Annotated in this window: 22 protein-coding genes and 1 pseudogene; 22 read left to right on the top strand and 1 reads right to left on the bottom strand. The window is 42.5% G+C overall.

Going from position 1 to position 24,757, the window contains the following annotated elements; all coding sequences use genetic code 11:
- The first annotated feature begins 52 nt into the window (after nucleotides 1–52).
- The 11 genes from rpoE (at nucleotide 53) to acpS (ending at nucleotide 9,528) form a co-directional block, all read left to right on the top strand.
- Nucleotides 53–631 (top strand): RNA polymerase sigma factor RpoE, encoded by a 579-nt coding sequence (gene rpoE / locus VCA1004_RS08720; protein ID WP_086983047.1) that lies wholly within the window; start codon nucleotides 53–55, stop codon nucleotides 629–631.
- A 25-nt stretch (nucleotides 632–656) separates the two neighbouring features.
- Nucleotides 657–1,235, top strand: a complete 579-nt coding sequence (locus VCA1004_RS08715) for an RseA family anti-sigma factor (protein ID WP_086983049.1) — start codon at nucleotides 657–659, stop codon at nucleotides 1,233–1,235.
- A 42-nt stretch (nucleotides 1,236–1,277) separates the two neighbouring features.
- Nucleotides 1,278–2,261 (top strand): sigma-E factor regulatory protein RseB, encoded by a 984-nt coding sequence (rseB, locus tag VCA1004_RS08710; protein ID WP_086983051.1) that lies wholly within the window; start codon nucleotides 1,278–1,280, stop codon nucleotides 2,259–2,261.
- Complete coding sequence (locus VCA1004_RS08705; RefSeq protein WP_086983053.1) at nucleotides 2,258–2,728, top strand: SoxR reducing system RseC family protein; 471 nt, start codon at nucleotides 2,258–2,260, stop codon at nucleotides 2,726–2,728. The genes rseB and VCA1004_RS08705 overlap by 4 nt, the downstream gene beginning before the upstream one ends.
- Nucleotides 2,729–2,951: 223 nt before the next feature.
- Entirely contained in the window at nucleotides 2,952–4,745 is a 1,794-nt protein-coding gene (lepA, locus tag VCA1004_RS08700) for a translation elongation factor 4 (protein ID WP_086983055.1), read from the top strand.
- A gap of 199 nt (nucleotides 4,746–4,944) precedes the next feature.
- Nucleotides 4,945–5,844: a signal peptidase I gene (lepB, locus tag VCA1004_RS08695; RefSeq protein ID WP_086983057.1), complete on the top strand. Its 900-nt coding sequence runs from the start codon at nucleotides 4,945–4,947 to the stop codon at nucleotides 5,842–5,844.
- Nucleotides 5,845–5,853: 9 nt separating this feature from the next.
- The gene (gene rnc, locus VCA1004_RS08690) at nucleotides 5,854–6,534 is read left to right on the top strand and encodes a ribonuclease III (protein ID WP_086983059.1); all 681 of its coding nucleotides are present in this window, start codon (nucleotides 5,854–5,856) and stop codon (nucleotides 6,532–6,534) included.
- Nucleotides 6,524–7,528 carry a GTPase Era gene (gene era / locus VCA1004_RS08685; protein WP_086983061.1) on the top strand — a complete coding sequence of 335 codons (1,005 nt, stop codon included), beginning with the start codon at nucleotides 6,524–6,526 and terminating at the stop codon, nucleotides 7,526–7,528. The genes rnc and era overlap by 11 nt, the downstream gene beginning before the upstream one ends.
- Before the next feature lie 151 nt (nucleotides 7,529–7,679).
- Nucleotides 7,680–8,411, top strand: coding sequence for a DNA repair protein RecO (gene recO / locus VCA1004_RS08680; protein WP_086983063.1), 732 nt, complete (start codon nucleotides 7,680–7,682; stop codon nucleotides 8,409–8,411).
- Nucleotides 8,412–8,413: 2 nt separating this feature from the next.
- On the top strand, nucleotides 8,414–9,148 hold the full coding sequence (gene pdxJ, locus VCA1004_RS08675; protein ID WP_086983065.1) for a pyridoxine 5'-phosphate synthase: 735 nt from the start codon (nucleotides 8,414–8,416) through the stop codon (nucleotides 9,146–9,148).
- Nucleotides 9,148–9,528, top strand: coding sequence for a holo-ACP synthase (acpS, locus tag VCA1004_RS08670; protein WP_086983068.1), 381 nt, complete (start codon nucleotides 9,148–9,150; stop codon nucleotides 9,526–9,528). The genes pdxJ and acpS overlap by 1 nt, the downstream gene beginning before the upstream one ends.
- Before the next feature lie 86 nt (nucleotides 9,529–9,614).
- Here acpS and barA read toward each other — a convergent pair whose 3' ends face one another.
- On the bottom strand, nucleotides 9,615–12,404 hold the full coding sequence (gene barA / locus VCA1004_RS08665; protein ID WP_086983070.1) for a two-component sensor histidine kinase BarA: 2,790 nt from the start codon (nucleotides 12,402–12,404) through the stop codon (nucleotides 9,615–9,617).
- A 309-nt stretch (nucleotides 12,405–12,713) separates the two neighbouring features.
- On the opposite strand from barA, the gene rlmD reads away from it, so the two are divergent.
- From rlmD to surE, 11 genes and pseudogenes are all read left to right on the top strand, one after another.
- On the top strand, nucleotides 12,714–14,126 hold the full coding sequence (rlmD, locus tag VCA1004_RS08660; protein WP_086983072.1) for a 23S rRNA (uracil(1939)-C(5))-methyltransferase RlmD: 1,413 nt from the start codon (nucleotides 12,714–12,716) through the stop codon (nucleotides 14,124–14,126).
- An 81-nt stretch (nucleotides 14,127–14,207) separates the two neighbouring features.
- Nucleotides 14,208–16,424 carry a GTP diphosphokinase gene (gene relA / locus VCA1004_RS08655; protein ID WP_086983074.1) on the top strand — a complete coding sequence of 739 codons (2,217 nt, stop codon included), beginning with the start codon at nucleotides 14,208–14,210 and terminating at the stop codon, nucleotides 16,422–16,424.
- A 103-nt stretch (nucleotides 16,425–16,527) separates the two neighbouring features.
- On the top strand, nucleotides 16,528–17,328 hold the full coding sequence (gene mazG, locus VCA1004_RS08650) for a nucleoside triphosphate pyrophosphohydrolase (RefSeq protein ID WP_086983076.1): 801 nt from the start codon (nucleotides 16,528–16,530) through the stop codon (nucleotides 17,326–17,328).
- Nucleotides 17,329–17,542: 214 nt separating this feature from the next.
- Nucleotides 17,543–19,180, top strand: coding sequence for a CTP synthase (locus VCA1004_RS08645; RefSeq protein ID WP_086983078.1), 1,638 nt, complete (start codon nucleotides 17,543–17,545; stop codon nucleotides 19,178–19,180).
- A gap of 117 nt (nucleotides 19,181–19,297) precedes the next feature.
- Nucleotides 19,298–20,599: a phosphopyruvate hydratase gene (gene eno / locus VCA1004_RS08640; RefSeq protein WP_086983080.1), complete on the top strand. Its 1,302-nt coding sequence runs from the start codon at nucleotides 19,298–19,300 to the stop codon at nucleotides 20,597–20,599.
- Nucleotides 20,600–20,671: 72 nt separating this feature from the next.
- Nucleotides 20,672–20,794: pseudogene (locus tag VCA1004_RS15335) on the top strand (hypothetical protein); the annotation flags it as partial.
- A gap of 584 nt (nucleotides 20,795–21,378) precedes the next feature.
- Nucleotides 21,379–21,696: a cell division protein FtsB gene (ftsB, locus tag VCA1004_RS08630; RefSeq protein WP_086983084.1), complete on the top strand. Its 318-nt coding sequence runs from the start codon at nucleotides 21,379–21,381 to the stop codon at nucleotides 21,694–21,696.
- Entirely contained in the window at nucleotides 21,693–22,409 is a 717-nt protein-coding gene (gene ispD / locus VCA1004_RS08625; protein ID WP_086983086.1) for a 2-C-methyl-D-erythritol 4-phosphate cytidylyltransferase, read from the top strand. The genes ftsB and ispD overlap by 4 nt, the downstream gene beginning before the upstream one ends.
- Before the next feature lie 18 nt (nucleotides 22,410–22,427).
- Nucleotides 22,428–22,904, top strand: a complete 477-nt coding sequence (gene ispF / locus VCA1004_RS08620) for a 2-C-methyl-D-erythritol 2,4-cyclodiphosphate synthase (RefSeq protein ID WP_086983088.1) — start codon at nucleotides 22,428–22,430, stop codon at nucleotides 22,902–22,904.
- A 21-nt stretch (nucleotides 22,905–22,925) separates the two neighbouring features.
- Nucleotides 22,926–23,981 (top strand): tRNA pseudouridine(13) synthase TruD, encoded by a 1,056-nt coding sequence (gene truD, locus VCA1004_RS08615; RefSeq protein WP_086983090.1) that lies wholly within the window; start codon nucleotides 22,926–22,928, stop codon nucleotides 23,979–23,981.
- Nucleotides 23,982–24,010: 29 nt separating this feature from the next.
- Nucleotides 24,011–24,754: a 5'/3'-nucleotidase SurE gene (gene surE, locus VCA1004_RS08610; RefSeq protein WP_086983092.1), complete on the top strand. Its 744-nt coding sequence runs from the start codon at nucleotides 24,011–24,013 to the stop codon at nucleotides 24,752–24,754.
- Nucleotides 24,755–24,757: the final 3 nt, after the last annotated feature.

The following is a 24,757-nucleotide window of genomic DNA, read 5'->3' as shown; positions in this document are numbered from 1 at the left end:
ATGTTCATATCATGATGATCATGGGCAAAACAAATAGGAGTAGGTGCTCGAAATGAGCGAGCAGTTAACTGATCAAGTTTTAATTGAGCGAGTGCAAAACGGAGATAAACAAGCTTTCAACCTTTTGGTCATTAAGTATCAAAATAAAGTCTGCAGTTTGATTTCTCGCTATATTAAGAATTCTGGCGATGTGCCTGATGTGGCTCAAGAAGCCTTTATCAAAGCTTATCGAGCGTTACCTAACTTTCGAGGGGAAAGTGCGTTCTATACTTGGCTTTATCGTATTGCAGTCAATACCGCGAAGAATCATATCGTCGCTCAATCACGTCGCCCTCCGGCCAGTGATGTCGATGCGGATGAAGCGGAATATTATGAATCGGGTAGTGCATTAAAAGAAATATCGAACCCTGAGAACTTAACGTTGTCAGAAGAATTAAAGCAGGTAGTTTTTCATGCAATTGAAGCACTGCCTGAAGATTTAAAAACGGCAATGACTTTACGTGAACTCGATGGCTTGAGTTATGAAGAAATTGCAGAAGTCATGGACTGCCCTGTAGGGACAGTTCGCTCTCGGATTTTCCGAGCTCGCGATGCAGTGGAAAAGAAAATTCGTCCACTGATTCAGCGATAACCTGTGAATATAAATGGTGAGTAAAATGACCAATAAACAGCAGATCTCAGCTCTAATGGATGGCGAGCTAGTGGATCAAGCTTTGATTTCAGAGATGGAGCAAGATGAAGAAGCCTTGCAATCTTGGGATCATTATCACTTGATTGGTGACACGCTTCGAGGTGACACGCCTGCTAAACCTGAATGGAATATTGCTCAATCGGTAGCATTAGCCTTAGAAGAGGAAGCTGCCCATTCGACGCATTCCGCTAAAAATGTCGTGCCGATGTTTGAGTCTCAACCTAAGCCTGAAAAAGCACGTGCGAAAATGCCGGCTTGGTTAAGCAATTTAACCCAGGTTGGGGTGGCTGCTTGTGTTTCGCTGGTGGTTATTTTAGGGGTTCAGCAGTACTCAGGTTCGGAGAGCACTCAAGCGTCCGATTCAGAACAGCTTCCAGTTTTACAGACCATTCCTTTTGCTGGCTCTGCGGAACCCGTTAGCTTGACAAGAGATTCAGTTCGTCCTCAATCTAATGAAGCAAAAGCCATGGAACAACATCGTCGTGCCAATGCTTTGATGCAAGATTATGAATTACAATTGCGTTTAAATCACCCAAGTGAATAAAGGCATATTTGTTGTGATTGAACCGATGATAGCGGTATTGAAATGAAAAAAATTCTGATTAGTACTTGGTTGCTACTCAGCTTATTTAGTCACCTTGCCTCAGCGGAAGATGCTAAACCATCTGCTGAGGCTTTGTTGCTTAAAATGAGTGAGGCGAGTAAGACAATGAACTATGAGTTGTCTTACATTTTAGTACGTAAAAATAGTATTGAGCCTTTGTTGTATCGCCATGCGGTCGAAAACCAACAAAACTTAGCGCATTTGGTTTACTTAAGTGGACCGGTACGTGAAGTGATTCGTCGTGGCGATGAGATCAGCTATATTGAGCCGGGAATTGATCCGTTTTCGATTCGTACCGGGCATATGGTGGCACCGCTAATCCCACTGATTGATAGCGATATTACAGCCTTAAGTCAGATCTATGACTTTGTGAAAATTGGCCGTTCACGAGAAGCTGGCACCGCTTGCCAAGTTGTTCGAGTGGTTCCTAAAGACGGTCAACGTTACTCCTATGTTGTGTGGATTGATGAGCGAACACATTTGCCGCTAAGAGCTGATCTTGTTGAACGTAATGGCGAGATTTTAGAGCAATATAGAACCATTTCGTACGCCGTCAGTGATCATATCGCAACAATTTTAAATGGCTTAAATACGGTTAAATTACCCGATGTATTAACTCTACCAAAGCCTGAACAAGCAGAAGCGAGTTGGAAAGTGAATTGGGTTCCAAATGGTTTTGAAGCCAATAGTTTAAATCGTTATCGCATGTCGGTAACGGGTAATATTGTCGAAAGCCAATTGTATAGCGATGGTTTGTTTAATTTTTCCGTTTATGTTTCAAAAATTCAAACTGCGGATAGCCATCCTCAAGTGTATCGACAAGGTCGTCGCACGTTACAAACCTTTATTAAAGATAGCCGTGAAATTTCGGTCATTGGTGATATACCACCATCAACGGCAAAACGTATTGCTGACTCAATTACTTTCAGCTCACCATCTAGCAGTCAAGGTGAGGTCACGCCATGATGACCGCATTAGCGACTGTTATTTCGGTCGACTCTCATCAAGGGGTGAATAATGTTCAGCTCAGTTGCGAACAACAAACCAGTTGCAAAAGTTGTCAATCGCAAAAGAGTTGCGGTACAGGTATCGTCTCGAAAGCTATAGGTAATAAAGCACACCTTTGGCGTTTAACTACTCGTCAACCCATTCAAGCTGGGCAAGTAGTTGAAATTGGCTTGCCAGAGAAAAGCTTAGTGTTGTCGGCATTAGTCGTTTATCTCTTGCCTTTGTTGGCGATGATAGTGGGAAGTTTAATCGCACAATTACTATTGCGCCCATGGTTGAACTTAGGTGAAGGCATTGTCATTGCGATGTTTTTTCTCTTTGGTGCGCTTGGGATTTATTTTGCTAAACCTGCGACTCAGTGGTTAGAAAATAAAGTCGATAGTGAAGTCTCACTGATCCGGGTGCTAGGCGAACCGATTATTTGATGAAAATCGTATCTTAACAGTGCAGTCTCTTGGTGATCCGTAGTGGTAGCAGGACTAACCTTGTTACATCACTGGCTGTTGTCGCTAAGCTACAGGTTGTTTTCACCAAGGTATAGCTACCCAGCAGGAAATTGGGTAGAATCCCTGCCATTAAAATGAAATTCGCCTTATCAAAGGGATTTCATGTCCTATTCACCATTTATTTGAGTATTGTCTCCAGCCTATGAAGCACATTCGTAACTTTTCGATTATCGCCCATATCGACCACGGTAAGTCGACTCTTTCTGATCGCTTAATTCAAGTATGTGGAGGGTTAACTGAGCGCGAAATGGCGGCTCAAGTACTTGATTCAATGGATCTTGAACGTGAGCGTGGTATTACCATTAAAGCCCAAAGTGTGACCTTAGACTATAAGGCTAATGATGGCGAAACATACCAACTAAACTTTATCGATACTCCTGGACACGTAGACTTTTCATATGAAGTTTCACGCTCTCTAGCGGCTTGTGAAGGTGCTTTATTAGTGGTTGATGCTGGTCAAGGGGTGGAAGCTCAAACCTTGGCTAACTGTTACACCGCGATCGAAATGGATCTGGAAGTCGTTCCTATTCTAAACAAAATTGATTTGCCAGCGGCTGATCCTGAGCGTGTGGCAGAAGAAATTGAAGATATCGTGGGTATCGATGCCATGGAAGCGGTTCGCTGTTCTGCGAAAACGGGTCTTGGCGTTGATTTAGTATTGGAAGAGATTGTGAAGTCTATTCCAGCTCCAGAAGGCGATCCTGAAGCACCATTACAAGCATTGATCATCGATTCTTGGTTCGATAACTATTTAGGCGTAGTCTCTTTAGTTCGAATTAAAAACGGTCGATTAAAGAAAAATGATAAAATCCAAGTGATGAGCACTGGCCAAACTTGGGGCGTGGATCGTATTGGTATCTTCACACCGAAACAAATTGATACTGATGGATTAGACACTGGCGAAGTTGGCTGGGTTGTGTGTGGAATTAAAGATATCCTCGGCGCACCTGTTGGTGATACCTTAACTCATGCCAAAGGTGGTTGTGAGAAGCGTCTACCAGGCTTCCAGAAAGTAAAACCTCAGGTTTACGCTGGTTTATTCCCAGTATCATCGGATGATTATGAAAACTTCCGTGATGCACTTGGCAAGCTGAGTTTAAATGATGCGTCATTATTCTATGAACCAGAAAGCTCAGCTGCACTAGGCTTTGGTTTCCGTTGTGGCTTCCTAGGAATGCTGCACATGGAAATTATTCAAGAGCGTTTAGAGCGTGAATACGATCTTGATCTTATTACCACTGCGCCAACCGTAGTGTATGAAGTTGAAAAGACCAATGGCGATATCATGTATGTGGATAGCCCAGCGAAGCTACCTGCGATTAATGATATTGAAGAGATTCGTGAACCTATTGCTCGCTGTAATATCTTAGTGCCATCGGACTACTTAGGTAGCGTAATTACACTGTGTGTTGAAAAACGTGGTACCCAAGTGGACATGGTTTACCATGGTAATCAAGTCGCGTTAACCTACGATTTACCAATGGCTGAAGTAGTTTTGGATTTCTTTGACCGCTTAAAATCCACATCACGTGGCTATGCGTCTTTAGATTACAATTTCCATCGCTATGAAAGTTCAAACATGGTGCGTGTTGATGTCTTGCTCAATGGTGATACCGTTGATGCGTTAGCCATCATTACTCATAAAGATAACTCGCAAACACGTGGTCGTCAGTTAGTGGAAAAAATGAAAGAATTTATTCCACGCCAAATGTTTGATATTGCGATCCAGGCTGCGATTGGTAACCACATTATTGCTCGTTCTACTGTAAAACAATTACGTAAAAACGTGATTGCAAAATGTTACGGTGGTGATGTGAGCCGTAAGAAAAAACTGTTGAAGAAACAGAAAGAAGGTAAGAAACGCATGAAACAAATTGGTAATGTTGAATTGCCTCAAGAAGCGTTCCTGGCCATCTTACACGTAGGTAAAGATTAATCACAGTTCCCTCCGTTATGGTAGCGGCCTGTTGATTTTTTCAACCGATAAGCTAATAAAGTGAAAAGGGGGAAGCCTTTTCACTTTTATTCTTTTGTAATATTGGTGATGGACTGCTGTGTCATGACATCATTAACAAAATCGTATTGAACCGCCGACGATTACGTTAGCGTAGATAATAAAAGGGAAGCCGAGACGGATGGCGAATACATTTTCATTACTATTAGTAATAGTTACCTTTGTGACTGGTGTGGTGTGGGTATTAGAAAAGTTTGTGTGGTCTAAAAGACGTAAACAAGCTTTGTCGAAAGCAGAGCGAAGCACCGAAAACGGTTTAACGAAAGACTTAGCGGCGAAGGTGTATCCTCAACCATGGTGGGTTGAAAATAGCGTCTCTATTTTTCCTGTGATTGCGTTTGTTTTAGTTCTGCGCAGTTTTATCTATGAACCCTTTCAGATTCCATCTGGCTCGATGATGCCAACCTTATTGGTCGGTGATTTCATCTTGGTTGAAAAATTTTCTTACGGCATAAAAGATCCCGTGTTCCAATCTAAGTTAATTGAAACGGGTGAGCCAAAACGTGGTGATATTGCGGTTTTCAAATACCCACCACAACCTAGTATTGATTATATTAAGCGTGTAGTTGGCCTACCGGGCGATACTATCCGCTATACTGAAGATAAACAAATCTGCATACAACCTGCTGGTAGCTCAACCTGTACACCTGTTGCTCAATATAATGATAAAGAAAGCCCATTCTTTCAAGATGGCATTGCTTTATCTGAAGCAACGGAGCAATTGGGTCCGGTAGCGCATCAGATTTTAATTAATCCTTATCGTCGCGATAATGTTCAAGCTTATAAGCCGAGAGCTTTCCGCAATGAATGGGTGGTACCAGAAGGTGAGTACTTTATGATGGGTGATAACCGTGATAATAGTGCTGATAGTCGTTACTGGGGGTTTGTGCCAGAAGCAAACTTCGTTGGTAAAGCGACCGCCATTTGGATCAGTTTTGAATTTGACCGTGATGCCGATAGTGTATTGCCGTCTTGGATCCCTACCGGCATACGATTTAATCGTATTGGCGGATTGACATAATGAGAGAGTATGAATTCTCAGATTTCTAGATTACAAACAAAGATTGGTTATTCATTTAATGATGCCAATCTTTTGAACTTGGCATTAACTCACCGCAGTGCCAACAGTAAACACAATGAACGCTTAGAGTTTTTGGGCGATTCAATTTTAAGTTTTGTTATTGCCGATGAGCTATATCATCGATTCCCTAACATTAATGAAGGGGACATGAGTCGTATGCGTGCCACTTTAGTAAGAGGACATACTCTTGCTGAATTAGGGCGTGAATTTGTACTCGGTGACTACTTAAAATTAGGTCCAGGTGAATTAAAAAGTGGCGGATTCCGTCGCGATTCCATTTTAGCTGATGCAGTGGAAGCCATTATAGGTGCCTGTTATTTAGACAGTGACATTGAAGTGGTGCGTCAGGTGGTGCTTGCTTGGTATTTACCGCGCTTAGAGGCGATTAAACCTGGCGTTTCACAAAAAGACCCTAAAACGCGCTTGCAAGAATTTTTGCAAGGCCGTCGTAAACCGTTACCTGTGTATACCGTCGCGAAAATTAAAGGCGAAGCTCACAACCAAGAGTTTACGGTTTCGTGTGAAATTAATGGTGTCGCTGAGCCTGTGATTGGCAAAGGAACCAGTCGACGTAAAGCTGAACAAGCCGCGGCTGAATTGGCCTTAGGGGTATTGTCTAATGACAAATAAACACGATGGAAACGAACCACCAGAGTTTGATTTGGATGCTTATTTTGCTGGCGAAGCGCAACCTTCTCAGCAAACAGATGCCGATATTGATCCTAGTGAACAACACTGTGGTTTTATTGCGATTGTCGGTCGTCCTAATGTGGGTAAATCGACATTACTGAATCATTTGTTAGGTCAGAAGATTTCGATCACCTCACGTAAGCCACAAACGACTCGCCACCGCATTATGGGCGTTGAAACTGAAGGAGCTTATCAAGCTATCTTTGTTGATACTCCAGGACTTCATATTGAAGAAAAGCGTGCGATTAACCGTTTGATGAACCGTGCGGCAAACAGTTCTTTAAGTGATGTTAACTTAGTGCTTTTCTTAGTGGACGGTACTCAATGGACACCAGATGATGAAATGGTGCTCAATAAGTTACGTACTGCGAACTTCCCAACAGTATTGTTGGTGAATAAAGTTGATAACGTTAAAGATCGCAATGAGGTTATGTTGCATATGCAAGCGTTATCAGAAAAAATGGATTTCGTTGATATTATTCCAATTTCAGCCAAGCATGGTCGTAACACTGACGCCATCCGTAAGCATGTGCGTGAAGCGTTACCTCAAGCAGTGCACCATTTTCCTGAAGAGTATGTGACAGACCGTTCACAACGTTTTATGGCGTCAGAAATTATCCGTGAAAAGCTAATGCGCTTTACCGGAGAAGAGCTGCCGTATTCTGTGACTGTTGAGATTGAACGTTTTGATTACAATCCAGAAACTGATGGCTTCCATATCAATGCCTTGATTTTAGTTGAACGCTCAGGTCAAAAGAAAATGGTGATCGGTAAAGGTGGTGAGAAGATCAAAACCATCGGTCGCGAAGCCCGTTTGGATATGGAAGAGCTATTCGAACGCAAAGTTTACCTAGAAACATGGGTAAAAGTGAAATCTGGTTGGGCGGATGATGAGCGTGCCTTACGTTCGTTAGGTTATATTGATGATTTATAGGGATTAGTTTCTAGTCCCTAGTGACTAGTTCCTAGAGGTAAACGCTGTTTATATTCGGTTTAATTGAAGCCTTCATAAATGCTTTGAGTGAATGATAAATTATAGCGTTAACCTTCCTAGGAACTAGGGTCTCGTAACTAGGAACCGATAAATGTCTGACCCGCAAGGATTACAACGCTGTTTTATCTTACATCGTCGTCCTTATACTGAAACCAGCTTAATTCTAGATGTATTCAGCGAAGATTATGGGCGCGTTAGCATTTTAGCAAAAGGTGCTCGCAGTAAACGCTCTAATCTTAAAGGGGTACTTCAACCCTTCACCCCATTGTTATTAAAATGGTTTGGCAAAGGTTCAATGCGAACATTACGACAAGCTGAGCCGATTAGCCTTGGGATTCCTCTTACGGGCATTAATCTCTATTCTGCAATGTATGTCAATGAACTGGTAAGTCGGGTGATTGAATCTGAAACCGCCTATCCAGAGTTATTTCATGATTATTTATCCGCTTTGACTGAGTTGGCACAAGCTGAAAACCCTGAACCCGCGCTACGTCGTTTTGAATTAGCCTTGCTCTCATCATTGGGGTATGGTGTGGATTTATTGCATTGTGCGGGCAGTGGCGAGCCAGTGTCACCCACCATGACATATCGTTATCGTGAACAAAAAGGCTTTATTGCCAGCGTAAGAAAGGATAACTTAACTTTCCTCGGTGACGAGTTAATTGCGATCAGTGAACGTCGTTTCTTCACCAAACAACAATTACAAGCTGCTAAGCGCTTTACTCGCATGGCTCTCAAACCATATCTTGGCAGTAAACCATTAAAAAGTCGGGAATTATTTGTATCGATTGCTTCGAGCAATATTCCAAAAACAAGGAGTTAACCATGAGTGAGATTTACTTAGGCGTCAATATTGATCATATCGCAACGGTGAGAAATGCCCGTGGTACTAAGTATCCTGATCCTGTTCATGCCGCAGAAATTGCAGAGCGTGCAGGTGCTGATGGTATTACCGTGCATTTACGTGAAGACCGTCGTCATATTAAAGATCGTGATGTGCGTATTTTAAGTGAAACTATTCAAACTCGCATGAACCTTGAAATGGCGGTAACCGATGAAATGGTGGAGATTGCGCTTAAAACTCAACCTGAATACGTTTGTTTAGTTCCTGAAAAGCGTGAAGAGTTAACGACTGAAGGCGGTTTAGATGTTGCCGGGCAGTTAGAAAAAGTAAAAGCAGCTACAGAGAAGCTCACTCAAGCTGGCATTAAAGTGTCACTGTTTATTGATGCCTCTCGTGAGCAAATTGATGCGGCAAAAGCCTGTGCGGCACCTTTCATTGAACTGCACACTGGCCATTATGCAGACGCCGAGTCGGAAGCTGAGCAAAAAGCTGAATTAAAACGCATTGCAGCCGGAGCGACTTATGCACATAGCCTGGGTATCAAAGTCAATGCGGGGCACGGTTTGACCTACCAAAACGTGGCTCCGATTGCAGCATTACCTGAAATCTATGAATTAAATATTGGACATTCTATTATCGGTCGAGCGCTATTTGATGGGCTTGATAAAGCGGTAGCGGATATGAAAGCCATTATGCAACAAGCGCGTCGCGGCTAATGTCTATTGTTGGTTTAGGAACCGATATCGCGGATATTGAACGTATTGAAAAAAGTTTGCAGCGTTCAGGGCAAGCTTTTGCTGAACGTATTTTAACCCCCGCTGAATTGGCTCTTTTTCATGGTTTAAAGCAACAAGGGCGTTATTTAGCAAAGCGATTTTCTGCCAAGGAAGCGGCATCGAAAGCACTTGGAACTGGCATTGCCTGCGGGGTAAGTTTTCAAGACTTTACGATTGAAAATGATGAGTTAGGCAAACCTATTCTTACCTTATCAGGTCAGGCGCAGCAGCTTGCTTTATCTAAAGGGGTTCGTCATATCCATTTATCGATATCGGATGAAAAACGTTACGCTATCGCCACCGTCATACTGGAATCTTAACGGGTAATGGCAAGGTGTTTAGAATAAAAAATCGAGCTCAAGTGGCTCGATTTTTTTATTGTGATAGCGGGAATGGCCGGCAAAACTCAGTCTAATAAAGGTTTTGCATCGTGTTTCACTTTTTGCATTTCATCTTGTAATTCAAATAATTCAGGCTCTATATCAGAAATCTCTTGCTCTGAGCGTAAGGCCGTTTCAATCGTAGCACATAAGGTTTGTAGCTTAGGAACGCCACTATAAGAGCAACTGCCATGTAATTTATGCACTAGGGCGAGCAAAGATTCTTGATATTGTTGCGGCTCGGTGAGCGCTTTTTCAATGGTATCTTCAACTTCAGGCAAAAACTCAATCAGCATTTGTAGCATATCTTTCGCCAAATCTTCTTTATTTGCCGCCTGTTTTAACGCTTTTGGCCAGTCAATACTGGAGTTATGATCGTGTGGCTCAGTAGACATCGGCGCTGAATGATTTTGCAGTTCAGATAAATTGAGGAGTTCAATCATGCCGTGCTTAGTGTAAGGATTCCAATGCACTAAGGCTTGATGTAAGACATGCTCTTCTATTGGTTTTGATAAATAATCATCCATTCCCGCTTGCAGTAATCGCTCTCGCTCACCATCAATGGCATGCGCGGTTACGGCAATGACAGGGGTTTGATGATTGAATACCGTTTGCCTTATTTTTTGACTGGCGGTAACCCCATCCATGTGCGGCATTTGAATATCCATGAGAATAACATCAAACTTCTCTTGATTAGCTCGTTCCACGGCTTCATGACCACTGCTGCACGCCACGACCTGTTGTACTTGCTCATCCAATAACGCACTGATCAGTTTTAAGTTAGCCGGGTTATCATCTACAGCCATAACCTTGAGGGGCAGAACTTCTTTATGAGGCTGGGAGGTGGCCGTTAAGAGTGGTTGCGCTTGGTGAGGCAACATTAACTGAATCAGTTTACGTCTCACAATCGGTTTGGCGATGCATTGAACCGGATACAATTTTATTAGGGTTTCTGCGAGTGCTAACTCGGTGCTCGGTAACCCTAAGATCAATTTAGGAGAAAGCCTTAAAGCTTGCTGAATCATGCTATAGATTGAACTGAGCTCATGCTCTATATTCGGGGGTAAATTGAGTAAAACGAAGTCAAAGCGCTCAGGGTTTTCTGCCAATTGAGACTGATAAGTGACATCCATACCGAGACCAATGAGGTGTTGTTCTATAACGGCCGCCGCTGGCATGTTCGGTTCAATCAGCAGCACGCTACGTCCTTGCAGATAAGAAGTATCAATTTGCGGGACTAATGGCATATTGGTTGCTTGGAAAGTCACACTAAACCAGAAGGTTGAACCTTGGTGAAGACGACTGGTTAGGCTGATCTCTCCTCCCATTTGGCTGACTAAGTTTTGCGTGATCACTAGGCCTAAGCCCGTGCCACCATAACGTCGTGAAATACTGGCATCGGCTTGACTAAAGGCTTGGAATAACTGAGATTGCTGTCGCTCTGAAATTCCAATCCCAGTATCTCGCACCATAAATTGTACTTCGATACTCTTATCTTGGCGTGAGCGTAATTCGGCTAAAATATCGATATTGCCACGCTCAGTAAATTTGATCGCATTGCCGACGAGGTTGGTGAGAACTTGTTGGATACGTAAAGGGTCACCAACCATACTTTGAGGTATGTTTGAATCGACATTGAGAGTGATTTCTAACCCTTTCTCATGTGCACTTGGGGCCTGCAAACATACCACTTCATCTAAGGCATCTTGTAAATTGAATGGAATATTTTCGAGTAGCAGTTTGCCCGCTTCTAGTTTCGAGAAGTCTAAAATGTCGTTAATGATAGACAATAAGTTCTGGGCTGAACGTTCAATCGTTTGTAGATAATCGACTTGGTTGGGGGTTAATTCGGTTTTTAGCATTTGACGAGCAAAACCAATCACGCCATTTAATGGTGTTCGTAATTCGTGTGACATGTTAGCTAAAAACTCGGATTTCACGCGAGCGGCTTCTTGGGCTCGTTTTTTAGCAATATCCAATTCAATGTTTTGGATTTCTAACTGTTCTAATGTCTCTCGTAAATCAGAGGTGGCTTGGTCAATACTATGTTGCATTTCCACATGGTATTCAGAAAGTGAAATGGCCATGGCGTTAATGCCGCTTTTTAGTGTGTCTAATTCGCCATGCAACTTACCTTCGATACGCACATCGAGATGACCACGACGAATACGGTCAACAACGCTCACCATGTGTGAAATAGGCAAGGTGACATCGCGCATTAAGCGATAGGCAAAAAATCCCGAAAGCCCCATCCCAAAGAGCAGTACAATAAAGGCAGCAAAAATCTCTTGGTATTGTTGTAAACGTAAGGATGATAAATCTAACTCGATTGCAATATAACCCAGTGCTTGATTAGGGTTAACGCCTTTGCCTCGGGAGTTAGTAAATTGACCTTCCGCTAAAATGGGCGATCTTAAAATTAATAAATTCGGATTATCTTTAGAAGCCTCGATGGTGCTGAGCAAAGGGATAGGTTTAGTTTTATCAAAAGTTAATGATTGAAAATTGGGGTGAAAGTTAGACGTCACAAACAGCTCATGGTGAGAGTCAAAAACAGCAATACTGCGTACAATATCGGAATGTTTACGATGAGCGTAACTGATCAAGCGTCTTACCGCTTCTCGGCTCTGTTGAGTCATCCCGTATTCACTGGCAATGGCTAACGGCTCAATAATATCAGTACCTGATGTGATTAATTGAGATTCAAGATCGTTGTAGCGATTCATTGTGAAAAATGCACTTAACATTAAGCCGATGATCAAGGTCGGTGCTAATGTTAATGTGATTACGCGGGCACGTAAGCCATACCTTCTCATGATTCTTTAATTACAAGCCTGTCTGGATATGGGAAAATAGCAGATAGAGTAAGTTATTCGCACAATGAAACGTCAGAACAAGGTTATGATTGACTTTTATTGAGACAAAAAAACGGTTCAATCGCCGTATTTCCTTAGCTTAATCAACTCAGGACTATTCGACAATCATTGTTGTGAATAATCATGAATTCAGTACATAAAAATCAGCTCTACTTTTAACACTTTGACTGTGGCAAGTAGCGGTGACAGTTTTTCATTATTTTATCGATAAGGGTGAGCCACTCTTATTCATTATGGGTATCCGTATCAATGGCCAATTTTTACCAAGCAAAAAAAACAAAAAACAATCAGCAAAAACATCAAGTTGTGACCATTGAAAAGCTGGATCATCAAGGTGTCGGTATTGCTTATTATGAGAATAAACCGATGTTTATTGACGGTGCTCTTCCTAAGGAAACCGTTGTCGTACAAGTGATGGAACAAAAAAGTAAGTTTTCACGTGGTAAGTTGATTTCTATTCAACAAGCCAGTGCTCAACGAATTGAACCGTTTTGCCCTCATTATCATCACTGCGGTGGTTGCAATATGCAGCACCTTGATCATGAAACCCAAATAGCCCATAAAGCCCAATCGCTACAATCGTTATTGACGAAATTTGCTCATGATGATGTTCAAATGAGCGAGAGTATTGTCTCTCAAACAAAAGGCTATCGCCGCCGTGCGCGTATCAGTGTGTTGTTTGATAATAAACAACAAAAGTTATTGTTTGGTTTTAGAAAAAAAGCGAGCAAGGATATTGCTAATATTACTGACTGTCCTGTTCTCGAACCCGAGCTAAACCAGTTATTACCTGAGATTAAAACCGTATTAAGTCATTTTGATAACTTGCGTGCCTTAGGTCATGTTGAAGTGGTATTTGATGGTCAACATAAGGCGATGTTATTGCGACATACCGCGCCATTAACGGCATCAGAGAATCAACGTTTAGTTGCCTTTGGTCGTCAACATGATCTCACTGTGTATTGGTTAGGAAATGAAGGAAAGCTAGAGTGTTTAATTGGTGAGCCATTACAATGTGTCGAAACAGGTAACAAGATTAACTTTTTGCCGACCGACTTCATTCAAGTGAATCAAAGTGTCAATGAAAAAATGGTGAAGCAAGCGGTGAATTGGTTAGCGATCACCAAAACCGACCGCATATTGGATTTATTTTGTGGTTTAGGTAATTTTAGTTTAGCAGTGGCTCGTCAAGCTCACACCGTGGTGGGAGTTGAAGGGATCCAAGCCATGGTGGACAGAGCGAAAGAGAATGCTCAGCTTAATCAGTTAGAGAATATTGAGTTTTACCAAGCCGACTTGGAGCAAGACCTAACACGCGCACCTTGGGCTAAGCAAGCCTTTGATAAGGTGTTATTGGATCCGGCACGAGCTGGAGCGGCAGGCATCATCGACAAAATGGCCGAACTAGGGGCAAAGCAAATTGTCTATGTATCCTGTAATCCCACCACGCTTGCAAGAGATAGTGGTAGTCTTCAAAAACAAGGGTATCGCTTGGCTAAATTCGCTATGATGGATATGTTCCCTCATACCAGCCATCTTGAATCTATGGCTTTGTTTATTTATGAAGGCAAAAATATCAATAAAGCTAACAATCAAAGAGGCTTATCACGTAAGCCTTCGAAGAAAAGTGATAAAAAGCCATTGAAATTGAAATTATTTTAACGGCACATCGGTAGAGAAATAAGGCAGTTTCTTTACTTAGTTGACCTATTAATTATAGAAATCGATAAGCAGGACAGTGTAATGGTCGCAGTCAGAAGCGCACATTTAAACAAAAACGAACAATTTGAACTTGAGTCTTGGATTGAAAGCTTACGTCAAGATGGAAAGACCGGTAATAAGTTAATGCAAGTCTATCAAGAGTGTGAGCGCTTGTTAGAAAAGCATCCCGACCGCTCGATTCTATTGTGGCGTGGACGTGAAATGATCGAAATATTGATCACGCTCTCGATGGACAGACCAACACTCATTGCGGCGCAGTTATTTCCTGTCGTGACATCTGGTTTGTTGGAACGAGAAGTTTTGATTGAGACCTATGGCAAAGAAATCGTCAAGCTTATCGATGGAGTGGAAGAAATGGCCGCTATCGGCCAACTCAATGTTAGTTTGGATGCGTCGGAAGCGTCAGAACAAGTGGATAATATTCGCCGAATGCTACTTGCGATGGTGGATGATTTTCGCTGTGTAGTCATCAAGCTAGCTGAGCGTATTTGTAACTTACGTGAAGTGAAAAATGAGCCCGATGAGGTTCGTCAAGCGGCCGCCAAAGAATGTGCCAATATCTATGCACCATTGGCCAACCGTTTAGGAATTGGTCAGCTAAAATGGGAAATTGAAGATTACGCTTTTCGATATCAACAATCTGATATTTATAAGAAAATTGCCAAACAGTTATCCGAGAGACGAATTGTCCGAGAGCAATATATTCACGACTTTGTGACCAATTTGTCCAAAGAAATGAAAGACGCCAATATTAATGCAGAAGTCAGTGGTCGACCGAAGCATATCTATAGTATTTGGCGCAAAATGCAGAAGAAAAATCTCGCTTTTGATGAACTCTTTGATGTACGAGCAGTACGGATTATTGCCGATAAACTACAAGATTGTTACGCCGCGCTCGGGATGGTGCACACCAAATATAAACACTTACCGAGTGAGTTTGATGACTATGTAGCGAACCCCAAACCCAATGGTTATCAATCCATTCATACCGTGGTATTAGGGCCGGAAGGCAAAACCATTGAAATTCAGATCCGCACCAAGCAAATGCATGAAGACTCTGAGCTTGGGGTCGCAGCGCACTGGAAGTACAAAGAAGGCAGCTCAGCTGGTCGTAGTGGTTATGATGAGAAAATCACCTGGTTACGTAAGCTGATTGATTGGCAAGAAGAAATGGCCGATTCTGGTGAAATGCTGGATGAGTTGCGCAGCCAAGTATTTGATGATCGCGTGTATGCCTTTACCCCACGTGGTGATGTGGTCGACTTACCAATGGGGGCGACGCCACTGGATTTTGCCTATCACATTCACTCTGAAGTGGGGCATCGTTGTATTGGTGCCAAAGTTGGTGGACGTATTGTGCCATTTACTCATAAATTGGCGATGGGCGATCAAGTTGAAATCATCACTCAAAAAGAACCCAACCCATCACGTGATTGGCTTAACCCCAACTTAGGTTTTGTGCATTCAGGTCGAGCGCGCGCGAAAATCAATGCGTGGTTTAGAAAGCAAAGCCGAGAGAAGAATGTTGAAGCCGGCAAAGATATTCTGGAGCGTGAATTACAAAAAATCGGCGCGACCTTAAAAGATGCTCAACAATACGCACTTAAACGTTTTAATGTGAACTCCCCTGATGAATTGTTTGCAGGGATTGGCAGTGGTGATTTGCGCATTAACCAAGTGATCAATCATATTAATGCGTTAGTGAATAAGCCGAGTGCAGAGGAAGAAGACCAACAAGCGCTTGCGAAATTACAAGAGTCACAACAAGCCCATGAAAGCCGCCCACGTAAAGATGCGGTTGTAGTACAAGGGGTTGATAACTTAATGACTCATCTGGCACGTTGTTGTCAGCCTATTCCTGGTGATGAAATTTGTGGTTACATCACTCAAGGGCGAGGGATATCGGTTCATCGCATGGATTGTGAACAATTAGAAGAACTGAAGCATCATGTGCCGGAACGAATTATTGATACTGTTTGGGGACGAGGTTTCACCGGGCATTATATTTTGACGATTCGAGTTGAAGCATTAGAGCGTAGTGGCTTGCTTAAAGATGTCACGGCGTTATTTGCCAACGAAAAGATCAAAGTCAGCGGAATGAACAGCCGGACAGATTATAAACGTCAAATCGTGATCATGGACTTTAACTTAGAAGTCACCAATGTTGAGGTGCTGTCGCGCATTATTGCCCGGGTGGAGCAGCTTAAAGATGTACTGCGAGTGAAACGCTTGAAGTGATCCTGGATAATAAAAAAGACACTGCCCAGCTTGGTGCAGTGTCTTTTTTTTAGAGTAAATTTCATCTCAAATTGAGAGCAACATTGATGAGAACGAGAACAATATGACTCAGCCGATAGAACAACTTAAAGCCATCATGCAGCAATTAAGAGACCCAGAAAATGGTTGTCCATGGGACATCAAACAAACATTTGATTCCATTGTTCCTCATACGATTGAAGAAACCTACGAAGTGGTGGATGCGATTCACAAACAAGATTGGCTCAACTTACAAGAAGAATTAGGTGATTTGTTATTTCAAGTGATCTTTTATAGCCAGATGGCGAAAGAACAGCAATTATTTGATTTTGATGATGTCGTCCACGGACTGAATCAGAAGTTAGTTCGACGTCATCCACACGTTTTTTCTGATGAAAAAGTGGCTGATGAAGCGCAATTACATCAGCGTTGGGAAGCGGAAAAACAAAAAGAAAAAGCACAATTAGGCAAACAAGAAGAAAGTATTCTAGACTCAATACCAGCATCATTACCAGCTCTAGCACGCGCTAATAAAATCCAAAAAAAATGCGCTCAATATGGTTTTGATTGGGACTCTTTAGGGCCGGTTGTCGAAAAAGTACATGAAGAAATTGATGAGGTCATGGAAGAGGCGCTGCAAGTTGAACAGAATTCAGAACGCATTGAAGAAGAGCTGGGAGATTTGTTATTTGCGACAGTCAACTTAGTGAGACATTTAGGACATCATCCTGAATCAGCTTTATCTAAGGCAAATCAAAAATTTGAGCGACGCTTTCGTGGCGTCGAAACGTGTGTGGGGCAACAAGGAAAAAAATTAAGCGATTGCACCCTGACAGAGCTTGATCGTCATTGGGAAAATATAAAACGACAAGAAAAAACTAAATAACCATCTAAATAATCGCTTACCATTTGTTTTATATGGTTATTATTCGTAGCTGCTATTGGGTTGGTTTGGCTGAAAAGGCTAAATTGATTTGAAGCAAGAAATAAAATAACTGAGTGTGATAGATTTCACGTTGTAGCGGAAAAGGGGAGCTGGTATAATTTCATCCCATCCAGAAGAAATCCATTTCCCTCATTCAACCAACTTCAGGTTAAGCATGACAACAAATTACATTTTTGTTACTGGTGGGGTCGTATCCTCTCTAGGTAAAGGTATTGCAGCAGCATCACTTGCAGCGATTTTAGAAGCTCGTGGTCTTAAAGTGACTATGATGAAACTTGATCCATATATTAACGTGGATCCAGGTACAATGAGCCCAATCCAACACGGTGAAGTGTTTGTTACCGAAGACGGTGCTGAAACCGATCTCGACCTTGGTCACTACGAACGTTTTATTCGTACCAAGATGAGCAAACGTAATAACTTTACTGCCGGTCGCGTATATGAAGATGTTCTACGTAAAGAACGTCGCGGTGATTACCTAGGTGCCACTATTCAGGTTATCCCTCATATTACTAACTCCATTAAAGACCGTATTATTGCTGGTTCTGAAGGCCATGATATTGCGATTGTTGAAATCGGTGGTACTGTTGGTGACATCGAATCGCTACCATTTATGGAAGCCATTCGTCAGTTAGCGGTTGAAGTAGGGCGTGAAAATGCATTATTTATGCACTTAACACTGGTTCCTTACTTAGCGGCTGCGGGTGAAGTGAAAACGAAGCCAACACAGCACTCAGTAAAAGAATTACTGTCTATCGGTATTCAGCCTGATATTCTTGTGTGTCGTAGCGATCGCATGATCCCACCGAACGAGCGTAAGAAAATTGCCTTGTTCTGTAACGTACAAGAAAAAGCCGTTATTTCTATGAAAGACGTGGATTCTATCTATAAGATTCCACAATTGATCCGTGCTCAAGGGCTGGATGATTTAGTGTGTACTCGTTTTGGTATTACAGCGCCAGAAGCTAATTTATCAGAATGGGAGCAAGTGATTTATGAAGAAGCTAACCCAACGGGTGAAGTGACTATCGGTATGGTCGGTAAATATACTGAATTACCAGATGCTTATAAATCAGTTAACGAAGCATTAAAACATGCGGGCTTGAAAAATCGTCTCAGCGTTAATATTAAGTATATTGATTCTCAAGATGTGGAATCAAAAGGCACTGAGTTATTAGCTGGCGTTGATGCTATCTTAGTCCCAGGAGGCTTTGGTGATCGCGGTATTGAAGGTAAGATTCTTGCAGCTCAATACGCACGTGAGAAAAAAGTACCTTACCTAGGTATTTGTTTAGGTATGCAAGTTGCACTTATCGAATACGCACGTAATGTTGTCGGTATGGAAGGTGCGCACTCAACAGAGTTTAACGCTGAAACTAAGTACCCAGTTGTTGGTCTTATCACTGAGTGGGTAGACCAAGAAGGTAAAGTAGAAGAGCGTACAGAAGATTCTGATTTAGGTGGTACAATGCGCCTAGGTTCACAACTTTGTCACTTAGAAAAAGGGACAAAAGCGTACGAATTATACGGTAATGCTCAAATTCATGAGCGTCATCGTCACCGTTACGAAGTGAATAACAACTTGCGTCCTCAAATTGAGAAAGCAGGTTTGAAAGTATCTGGTTTATCGGCGGATAAAAAATTAGTGGAAGTGATTGAGAATCCAAATCATCCTTGGTTTGTGGCTGCTCAATTCCATCCAGAGTTCACATCAACACCTCGTGATGGTCACCCATTATTTGCAGGTTTTGTTAAAGCGGCGGGTCAAAACCAACGCGGTGAATTTGAATAATTGCCTGATTGGCAAACTTTGAAAGTAAGATGTAAAAGGGATACGGGTAGTGGCGTCTGTTGTGCGACTACCCATTAGTTTGACATTTATATTTAAATTGAACGAGAGGAAACATTAATGTCTAAGATCGTTAAAGTTCTAGGTCGCGAAATCATCGACTCACGTGGTAACCCAACTGTAGAAGCTGAAGTACACCTAGAAGGTGGCTTCGTAGGTATGGCTGCTGCTCCTTCTGGCGCATCAACTGGTTCTCGTGAAGCACTTGAATTACGTGACGGCGACAAATCACGTTTCCTAGGTAAAGGTGTTCTTAAAGCAATCGAAGCTGTAAATGGCCCAATTGCTCAAGCTCTAGTAGGCAAAGACGCTAAAGACCAAGCTGCAATCGACCAAATCATGATCGATTTAGACGGTACAGAAAACAAATCTAACTTCGGTGCAAACGCAATCCTTGCTGTTTCTCTAGCAAACGCAAAAGCTGCTGCAGCTGCTAAAGGCATGCCTTTGTTCGAGCACATCGCTGAGCTAAACGGCACTCCAGGTGTATTCTCTATGCCTCTACCAATGATGAACATCATCAACGGTGGTGAGCACGCTGATAACAACGTTGATATCCAAGAATTCATGATTCAACCAGTTGGCGCATCTACAATCAAAGAAGCTCTACGTATCGGTGCGGAAGTATTCCACAACCTAGCTAAAGTTCTTAAAGCAAAAGGCCTAAGCACTGCAGTAGGTGACGAAGGTGGTTTCGCTCCTAACCTAGAATCAAACGCAGCCGCTCTAGCAGCAATCAAAGAAGCCGTTGAGCTTGCAGGTTACGAGCTAGGTAAAGACGTTACTCTAGCGATGGACTGTGCAGCATCTGAGTTCTACGACAAAGAAGCTGGCAACTACAACATGAAAGGTGAAGGTAAAATCTTCACTTCTGAAGAATTCAACCACTACCTAGCTGACCTAGCTAACCAATACCCAATCGTATCTATCGAAGATGGTCTTGACGAATCAGACTGGGATGGCTTCAAGCACCAAACTGAACTACTAGGTAACAAACTTCAACTAGTAGGTGATGACCTATTCGTTACTAACACTAAGATCCTTGCAAAAGGTATCGAAATGGGTGTTGCTAACTCTATCCTAATCAAATTCAACCAAATCGGTTCTCTAACTGAGACTCTAGCTGCAATCAAGATGGCTAAAGATGCAGGTTACACAGCAGTAATCTCTCACCGTTCTGGCGAAACTGAAGACGCAACTATCGCTGACCTAGCGGTAGGTACTGCTGCAGGCCAAATCAAAACTGGTTCAATGAGCCGTTCTGACCGTGTTGCTAAGTACAACCAACTTATCCGTATCGAAGAAGCTCTAGGCGCTAAAGCTCCTTTCAACGGTTTGAAAGAAGTTAAAGGCCAAGCATAATTCATTGCGAATTAGCTGACTTTTAGTTTTGTTAAAACCATCTCTTCGGAGGTGGTTTTTTTATGTCACAAGAAAGTAAGAACGATGAGCCGTTCTGACCGTGTTGCTAAGTACAACCAACTTATCCGTATCGAAGAAGCTCTAGGCGCTAAAGCTCCTTTCAACGGTCTTAAAGAAGTTAAAGGCCAAGCATAATTCATTGCGAATTAGCTGACTTTTAGTCTTGTTAAAACCATCTCTTCGGAGGTGGTTTTTTTATGCCACAAGAAAGTAAGAACGATGAGCCGTTCTTACCGTGTTGCTGCTAACACCTAAGAGCGGGCAACCAACTTATCCGTATCGAAGAAGCTCTAGGCGCTAAAGGTCCTTTCAACGGTTTGAAAGAAGTTAAAGGCCAATAATTCGTTATTGAATTAGTTTGATTGATACTTTGAAATCCTCGCTTCGGCGGGGATTTTTTTGTTTTTAAAGATACGTTTCTCGTAGCTTGAGCGCTTCGCTTCTCGTGGCTCGAAGGTGAAAGCTGAGCTGAGTTTCGAGGACGTTTGACTCGGGAGCCGAAAAGATTATGGCGAATTTTATATTGAGTGTTGCGTGTAAAAGTAACAGCGATCGCGGTTAAGCTTTTCCTAGAAACCAGAGACTAGGAACTAGCAACCAATACTCACTTTTCCTAGCCACGCCCCATCCTTAATCTTTCCAACTTTTAACCTGTATTATTATGCTTCAATTCTTCGAATAAGGTATCATTAGCGCAATAATTTGATAGTGAGTCTATGATGAGAATATTTATTTTACTACTCATCGCTATCTTGGTGACACTTCAATATGATTTATTCTTTGGTAAGAATGGCATTTTAGATTATCAAGCCGTTCATTCTGATATTGCGGTGCAACAAGAAGTGAATAACAGTTTGAAAAAGCGTAATCATCTGATGTTTGCTGAAATTGACGATTTACGCCAAGGGTTAGATGCTATTGAAGAACGCGCTCGGCATGAATTAGGCATGATAAAAAACGGCGAGACTTTCTACCGAATCATTGGTGATGACTCAGAGGCTAATGCCACTTTTAATTCAGATGATGAGCTACGATGATAGATTTTCCTTCTCGATTTGCCGTGGTTGTCCCGGCAGCAGGGGTTGGTAAGCGTATGCAAGCCAATCACCCTAAACAATATTTAACCTTACATGGCAAAACTATATTAGAGCATACCGTTGAGCATTTACTCGCGCACCCAGCGATTGAATTAGTGGTTATCGCGGTGAGTGACGGGGATGAGTATTATCCGGAACTTCCTTTAGCTAAGGCTGAAAATGTTGTTCGTGTGGCGGGTGGAAAAGAACGAGTAGACTCAGTGTTGTCAGGCTTACAATACTTATCTCAGCATTATGCGCATCAATACCCTTGGGTGCTAGTGCATGATGCGGCCCGTCCATGTGTCCATCAAGCGGATATTGAGCAACTAATTGAGCAATGCCAAACCACGAATCAAGGGGGCATTTTGGCTGCGCCGGTTCGTGATACGATGAAACGCACACATCAAGATAATGGCCATGTGGTTATTGATCATACGGTAGAACGTGAACATTTATGGCATGCATTGACTCCGCAAATGTTTCCCTTAATCAATCTTAAAAGCGCATTGGAAGAGGGGTTAGCACATAACAAAGCCATTACCGATGAGGCCTCTGCGATGGAAGCGATAGGTTATTCTCCTCTGATTGTTCAAGGGCGGAGCGATAATATCAAAGTCACCCAGCCGGAAGATTTAGCCTTGGCTGAGTTTTTTCTTTCTCAATCTTATTAACGTTTAGTAGGTATTATAATGATTCGAATTGGTCATGGTTTTGACGTGCATAAATTTGGCGGTGAAGGTCCGGTGATTATTGGTGGTGTAGCAATCCCTTACGAACAAGGTTTATTGGCCCATTCTGATGGTGATGTGGCTTTACACGCCTTAACCGATGCCTTATTAGGGGCGATTGCAGCGGGCGATATTGGTAAACATTTTCCGGATACCGATGACAAGTGGAAAGGCGCAGATAGCCGTGCATTGCTACGTGAAGTGTATCGATTTGTGAAAGAAAAAGGGTATCGATTAGGGAATGCCGATGTCACCATCATTGCACAAGCACCTAAAATGTTGCCTTATATTCAAAGCATGCGAGAAGCGATTGCAGCTGATTTAGAAACCGAGCTTGATAATGTGAATGTCAAAGCAACCACTACAGAAAAACTCGGCTTTACAGGTCGAAAAGAGGGGATTGCTTGCGAAGCAGTCGCTCTGATTATCCGACAATAATTCCTATAAAAAGATTTTACTATGACAGATATTTTAGCGCCATTTGCATACTTATGTGGAAAACCCATTGCGACAGCAAAAATTAAAGCTCAAGCAAAAGACTTTCAAGTGATTGAAGATCTCGGTTTTGATTTTTCTGGTGAAGGCGAGCATTTAATGGTGCGCATTCGTAAAGAAGGGGAAAATACCGCCTTTGTCGCGAATGAAATAGCACGACTTTGTGGGGTGCCATCAAAAAATGTAGGATGGGCAGGATTAAAAGACCGACATGCTGTCACGGAGCAATGGTTAAGTGTGCATTTACCAAAACCTGAAATGCGCTTTGATCCTCAAGAGCTTGAAGACTTGCATCCGAGTATCAAAGTCCTTGAAACTTCACGTCATAATAAAAAATTACGCCCTGGAGATTTAGCCAGTAATCAATTTGTGATTCGACTGACTGATATCTCTGATCAAGCGGATATCTTAGCTCGTTTAGAAAAAATTCAGCATTTGGGTGTCCCTAATTATTATGGGGCTCAGCGCTTTGGTCGCGAAGGAAATAACTTACATGAAGCCCGTCGCTGGGGGCGTGATAACGTACGAACTCGCAATCAAAATAAGCGCAGTATGTATTTATCGACAGCCCGCTCTTGGATCTTTAACCACATTGTTTCAAGCCGTATTGAACAAGGTGTATTTGAGACCTTATTAGAAGGTGACATTGTGCGAAACTCATTAGGTGAAACTCTGATGGTGGATGCGGACAATATTACGCAACTACAACCGCAGTTAGCGCAAGCTCAGATTCAAATCACAGCGGCTTTAGCAGGGGACAATGCGTTACCAACTCAAGGACAAGCATTACAGTTAGAACAAGTTTTTGTTGATGCTGAGGAAGATTTAATGAAGCTAATCCGTGGAAATCGGATGCGTCATGATCGTCGTGTTATTGGTTTAACGGCGCACAATATGCAATGGCATCAAGAGCAAGACGATATCGTGTTGTCTTTCTCTTTACCAGCCGGATGTTTTGCCACCTCAATTCTACGTGAGCTTATCAACGAAGTTGAAGTGCAACGTGTATATGCAGATTAGAGCCGTGTAACCAATCTCAAGGAATGATGATGAAAATCTTACTTAGTAATGACGATGGTGTGAATGCACAAGGGATCAATACACTCGCTCAATGTTTATCAGAGATCGCAGAGATCGTCATTGTGGCTCCTGATCGTAATCGATCAGGGGCTTCGAATTCATTAACATTAGAATCCCCTTTGCGAGTGAATCAAGTGCGTCCTAATGTGTATTCGGTACAAGGCACGCCAACCGATTGTGTGCATTTTGCTCTGAATGAGTTATTAAAAGAGGAGATGCCTGATTTGCTGATCTCGGGTGTTAATCATGGGGCGAATTTAGGCGATGACGTGCTCTATTCAGGCACGGTTGCGGCCGCGATGGAAGGGCATTTTCTCGGGGTTCAATCGATTGCAGTTTCCTTAGTGGGTAAAACTCATTTTGATACCGCTGCACAGATTGTGAAAGAATTGGTGCTTCAGCATGTAAAAAATCCAATTCCAAACAAACATTTAATTAATGTGAATGTGCCAGACCTGTCACTGGATCAACTAGGGGCTACTCGCGTTACCCGTTTGGGTGCCCGTCACCATGCGGAAGATATGATCAAACAATATGATCCTAGAGGTGTGGAAATCTACTGGTTAGGTCCTCCAGGGAAAGAAGCTGATGCCGGTGAAGGCACTGACTTTTATGCGATAGAAAAAGGTGAGGTGTCAATCACACCAATACGAGTTGATCTGACAGCGTATGAAGCCATGCAACACATCGAAAATTGGGTTACTCCAAAATAGACG

The sequence above is a fragment of the Vibrio aphrogenes genome, from assembly GCF_002157735.2.
Lineage (GTDB): Bacteria > Pseudomonadota > Gammaproteobacteria > Enterobacterales > Vibrionaceae > Vibrio > Vibrio aphrogenes.
The sequence above is the reverse complement of the archived record's forward strand: the minus strand, read 5'-3'. Positions and strand labels throughout refer to the sequence as shown.

What these genes read in the sequence shown, in the direction of transcription:
- acpS (WP_086983068.1), top strand. Translation starts at nt 9,148, where the DNA reads ATGTCTATTGTTGGTTTAGGAACCGATATCGCGGATATTGAACGTATT.
- rpoE (WP_086983047.1), top strand. Translation starts at nt 53, where the DNA reads ATGAGCGAGCAGTTAACTGATCAAGTTTTAATTGAGCGAGTGCAAAAC.
- recO (WP_086983063.1), top strand. Translation starts at nt 7,680, where the DNA reads ATGTCTGACCCGCAAGGATTACAACGCTGTTTTATCTTACATCGTCGT.
- rlmD (WP_086983072.1), top strand. Translation starts at nt 12,714, where the DNA reads ATGGCCAATTTTTACCAAGCAAAAAAAACAAAAAACAATCAGCAAAAA.
- surE (WP_086983092.1), top strand. Translation starts at nt 24,011, where the DNA reads ATGAAAATCTTACTTAGTAATGACGATGGTGTGAATGCACAAGGGATC.
- ispF (WP_086983088.1), top strand. Translation starts at nt 22,428, where the DNA reads ATGATTCGAATTGGTCATGGTTTTGACGTGCATAAATTTGGCGGTGAA.
- lepA (WP_086983055.1), top strand. Translation starts at nt 2,952, where the DNA reads ATGAAGCACATTCGTAACTTTTCGATTATCGCCCATATCGACCACGGT.
- truD (WP_086983090.1), top strand. Translation starts at nt 22,926, where the DNA reads ATGACAGATATTTTAGCGCCATTTGCATACTTATGTGGAAAACCCATT.
- ispD (WP_086983086.1), top strand. Translation starts at nt 21,693, where the DNA reads ATGATAGATTTTCCTTCTCGATTTGCCGTGGTTGTCCCGGCAGCAGGG.
- relA (WP_086983074.1), top strand. Translation starts at nt 14,208, where the DNA reads ATGGTCGCAGTCAGAAGCGCACATTTAAACAAAAACGAACAATTTGAA.
- rnc (WP_086983059.1), top strand. Translation starts at nt 5,854, where the DNA reads ATGAATTCTCAGATTTCTAGATTACAAACAAAGATTGGTTATTCATTT.
- VCA1004_RS08705 (WP_086983053.1), top strand. Translation starts at nt 2,258, where the DNA reads ATGATGACCGCATTAGCGACTGTTATTTCGGTCGACTCTCATCAAGGG.
- eno (WP_086983080.1), top strand. Translation starts at nt 19,298, where the DNA reads ATGTCTAAGATCGTTAAAGTTCTAGGTCGCGAAATCATCGACTCACGT.
- VCA1004_RS08645 (WP_086983078.1), top strand. Translation starts at nt 17,543, where the DNA reads ATGACAACAAATTACATTTTTGTTACTGGTGGGGTCGTATCCTCTCTA.
- era (WP_086983061.1), top strand. Translation starts at nt 6,524, where the DNA reads ATGACAAATAAACACGATGGAAACGAACCACCAGAGTTTGATTTGGAT.
- lepB (WP_086983057.1), top strand. Translation starts at nt 4,945, where the DNA reads ATGGCGAATACATTTTCATTACTATTAGTAATAGTTACCTTTGTGACT.
- barA (WP_086983070.1), bottom strand. Translation starts at nt 12,404, where the DNA reads ATGAGAAGGTATGGCTTACGTGCCCGCGTAATCACATTAACATTAGCA.
- pdxJ (WP_086983065.1), top strand. Translation starts at nt 8,414, where the DNA reads ATGAGTGAGATTTACTTAGGCGTCAATATTGATCATATCGCAACGGTG.
- VCA1004_RS08715 (WP_086983049.1), top strand. Translation starts at nt 657, where the DNA reads ATGACCAATAAACAGCAGATCTCAGCTCTAATGGATGGCGAGCTAGTG.
- ftsB (WP_086983084.1), top strand. Translation starts at nt 21,379, where the DNA reads ATGAGAATATTTATTTTACTACTCATCGCTATCTTGGTGACACTTCAA.
- rseB (WP_086983051.1), top strand. Translation starts at nt 1,278, where the DNA reads ATGAAAAAAATTCTGATTAGTACTTGGTTGCTACTCAGCTTATTTAGT.
- mazG (WP_086983076.1), top strand. Translation starts at nt 16,528, where the DNA reads ATGACTCAGCCGATAGAACAACTTAAAGCCATCATGCAGCAATTAAGA.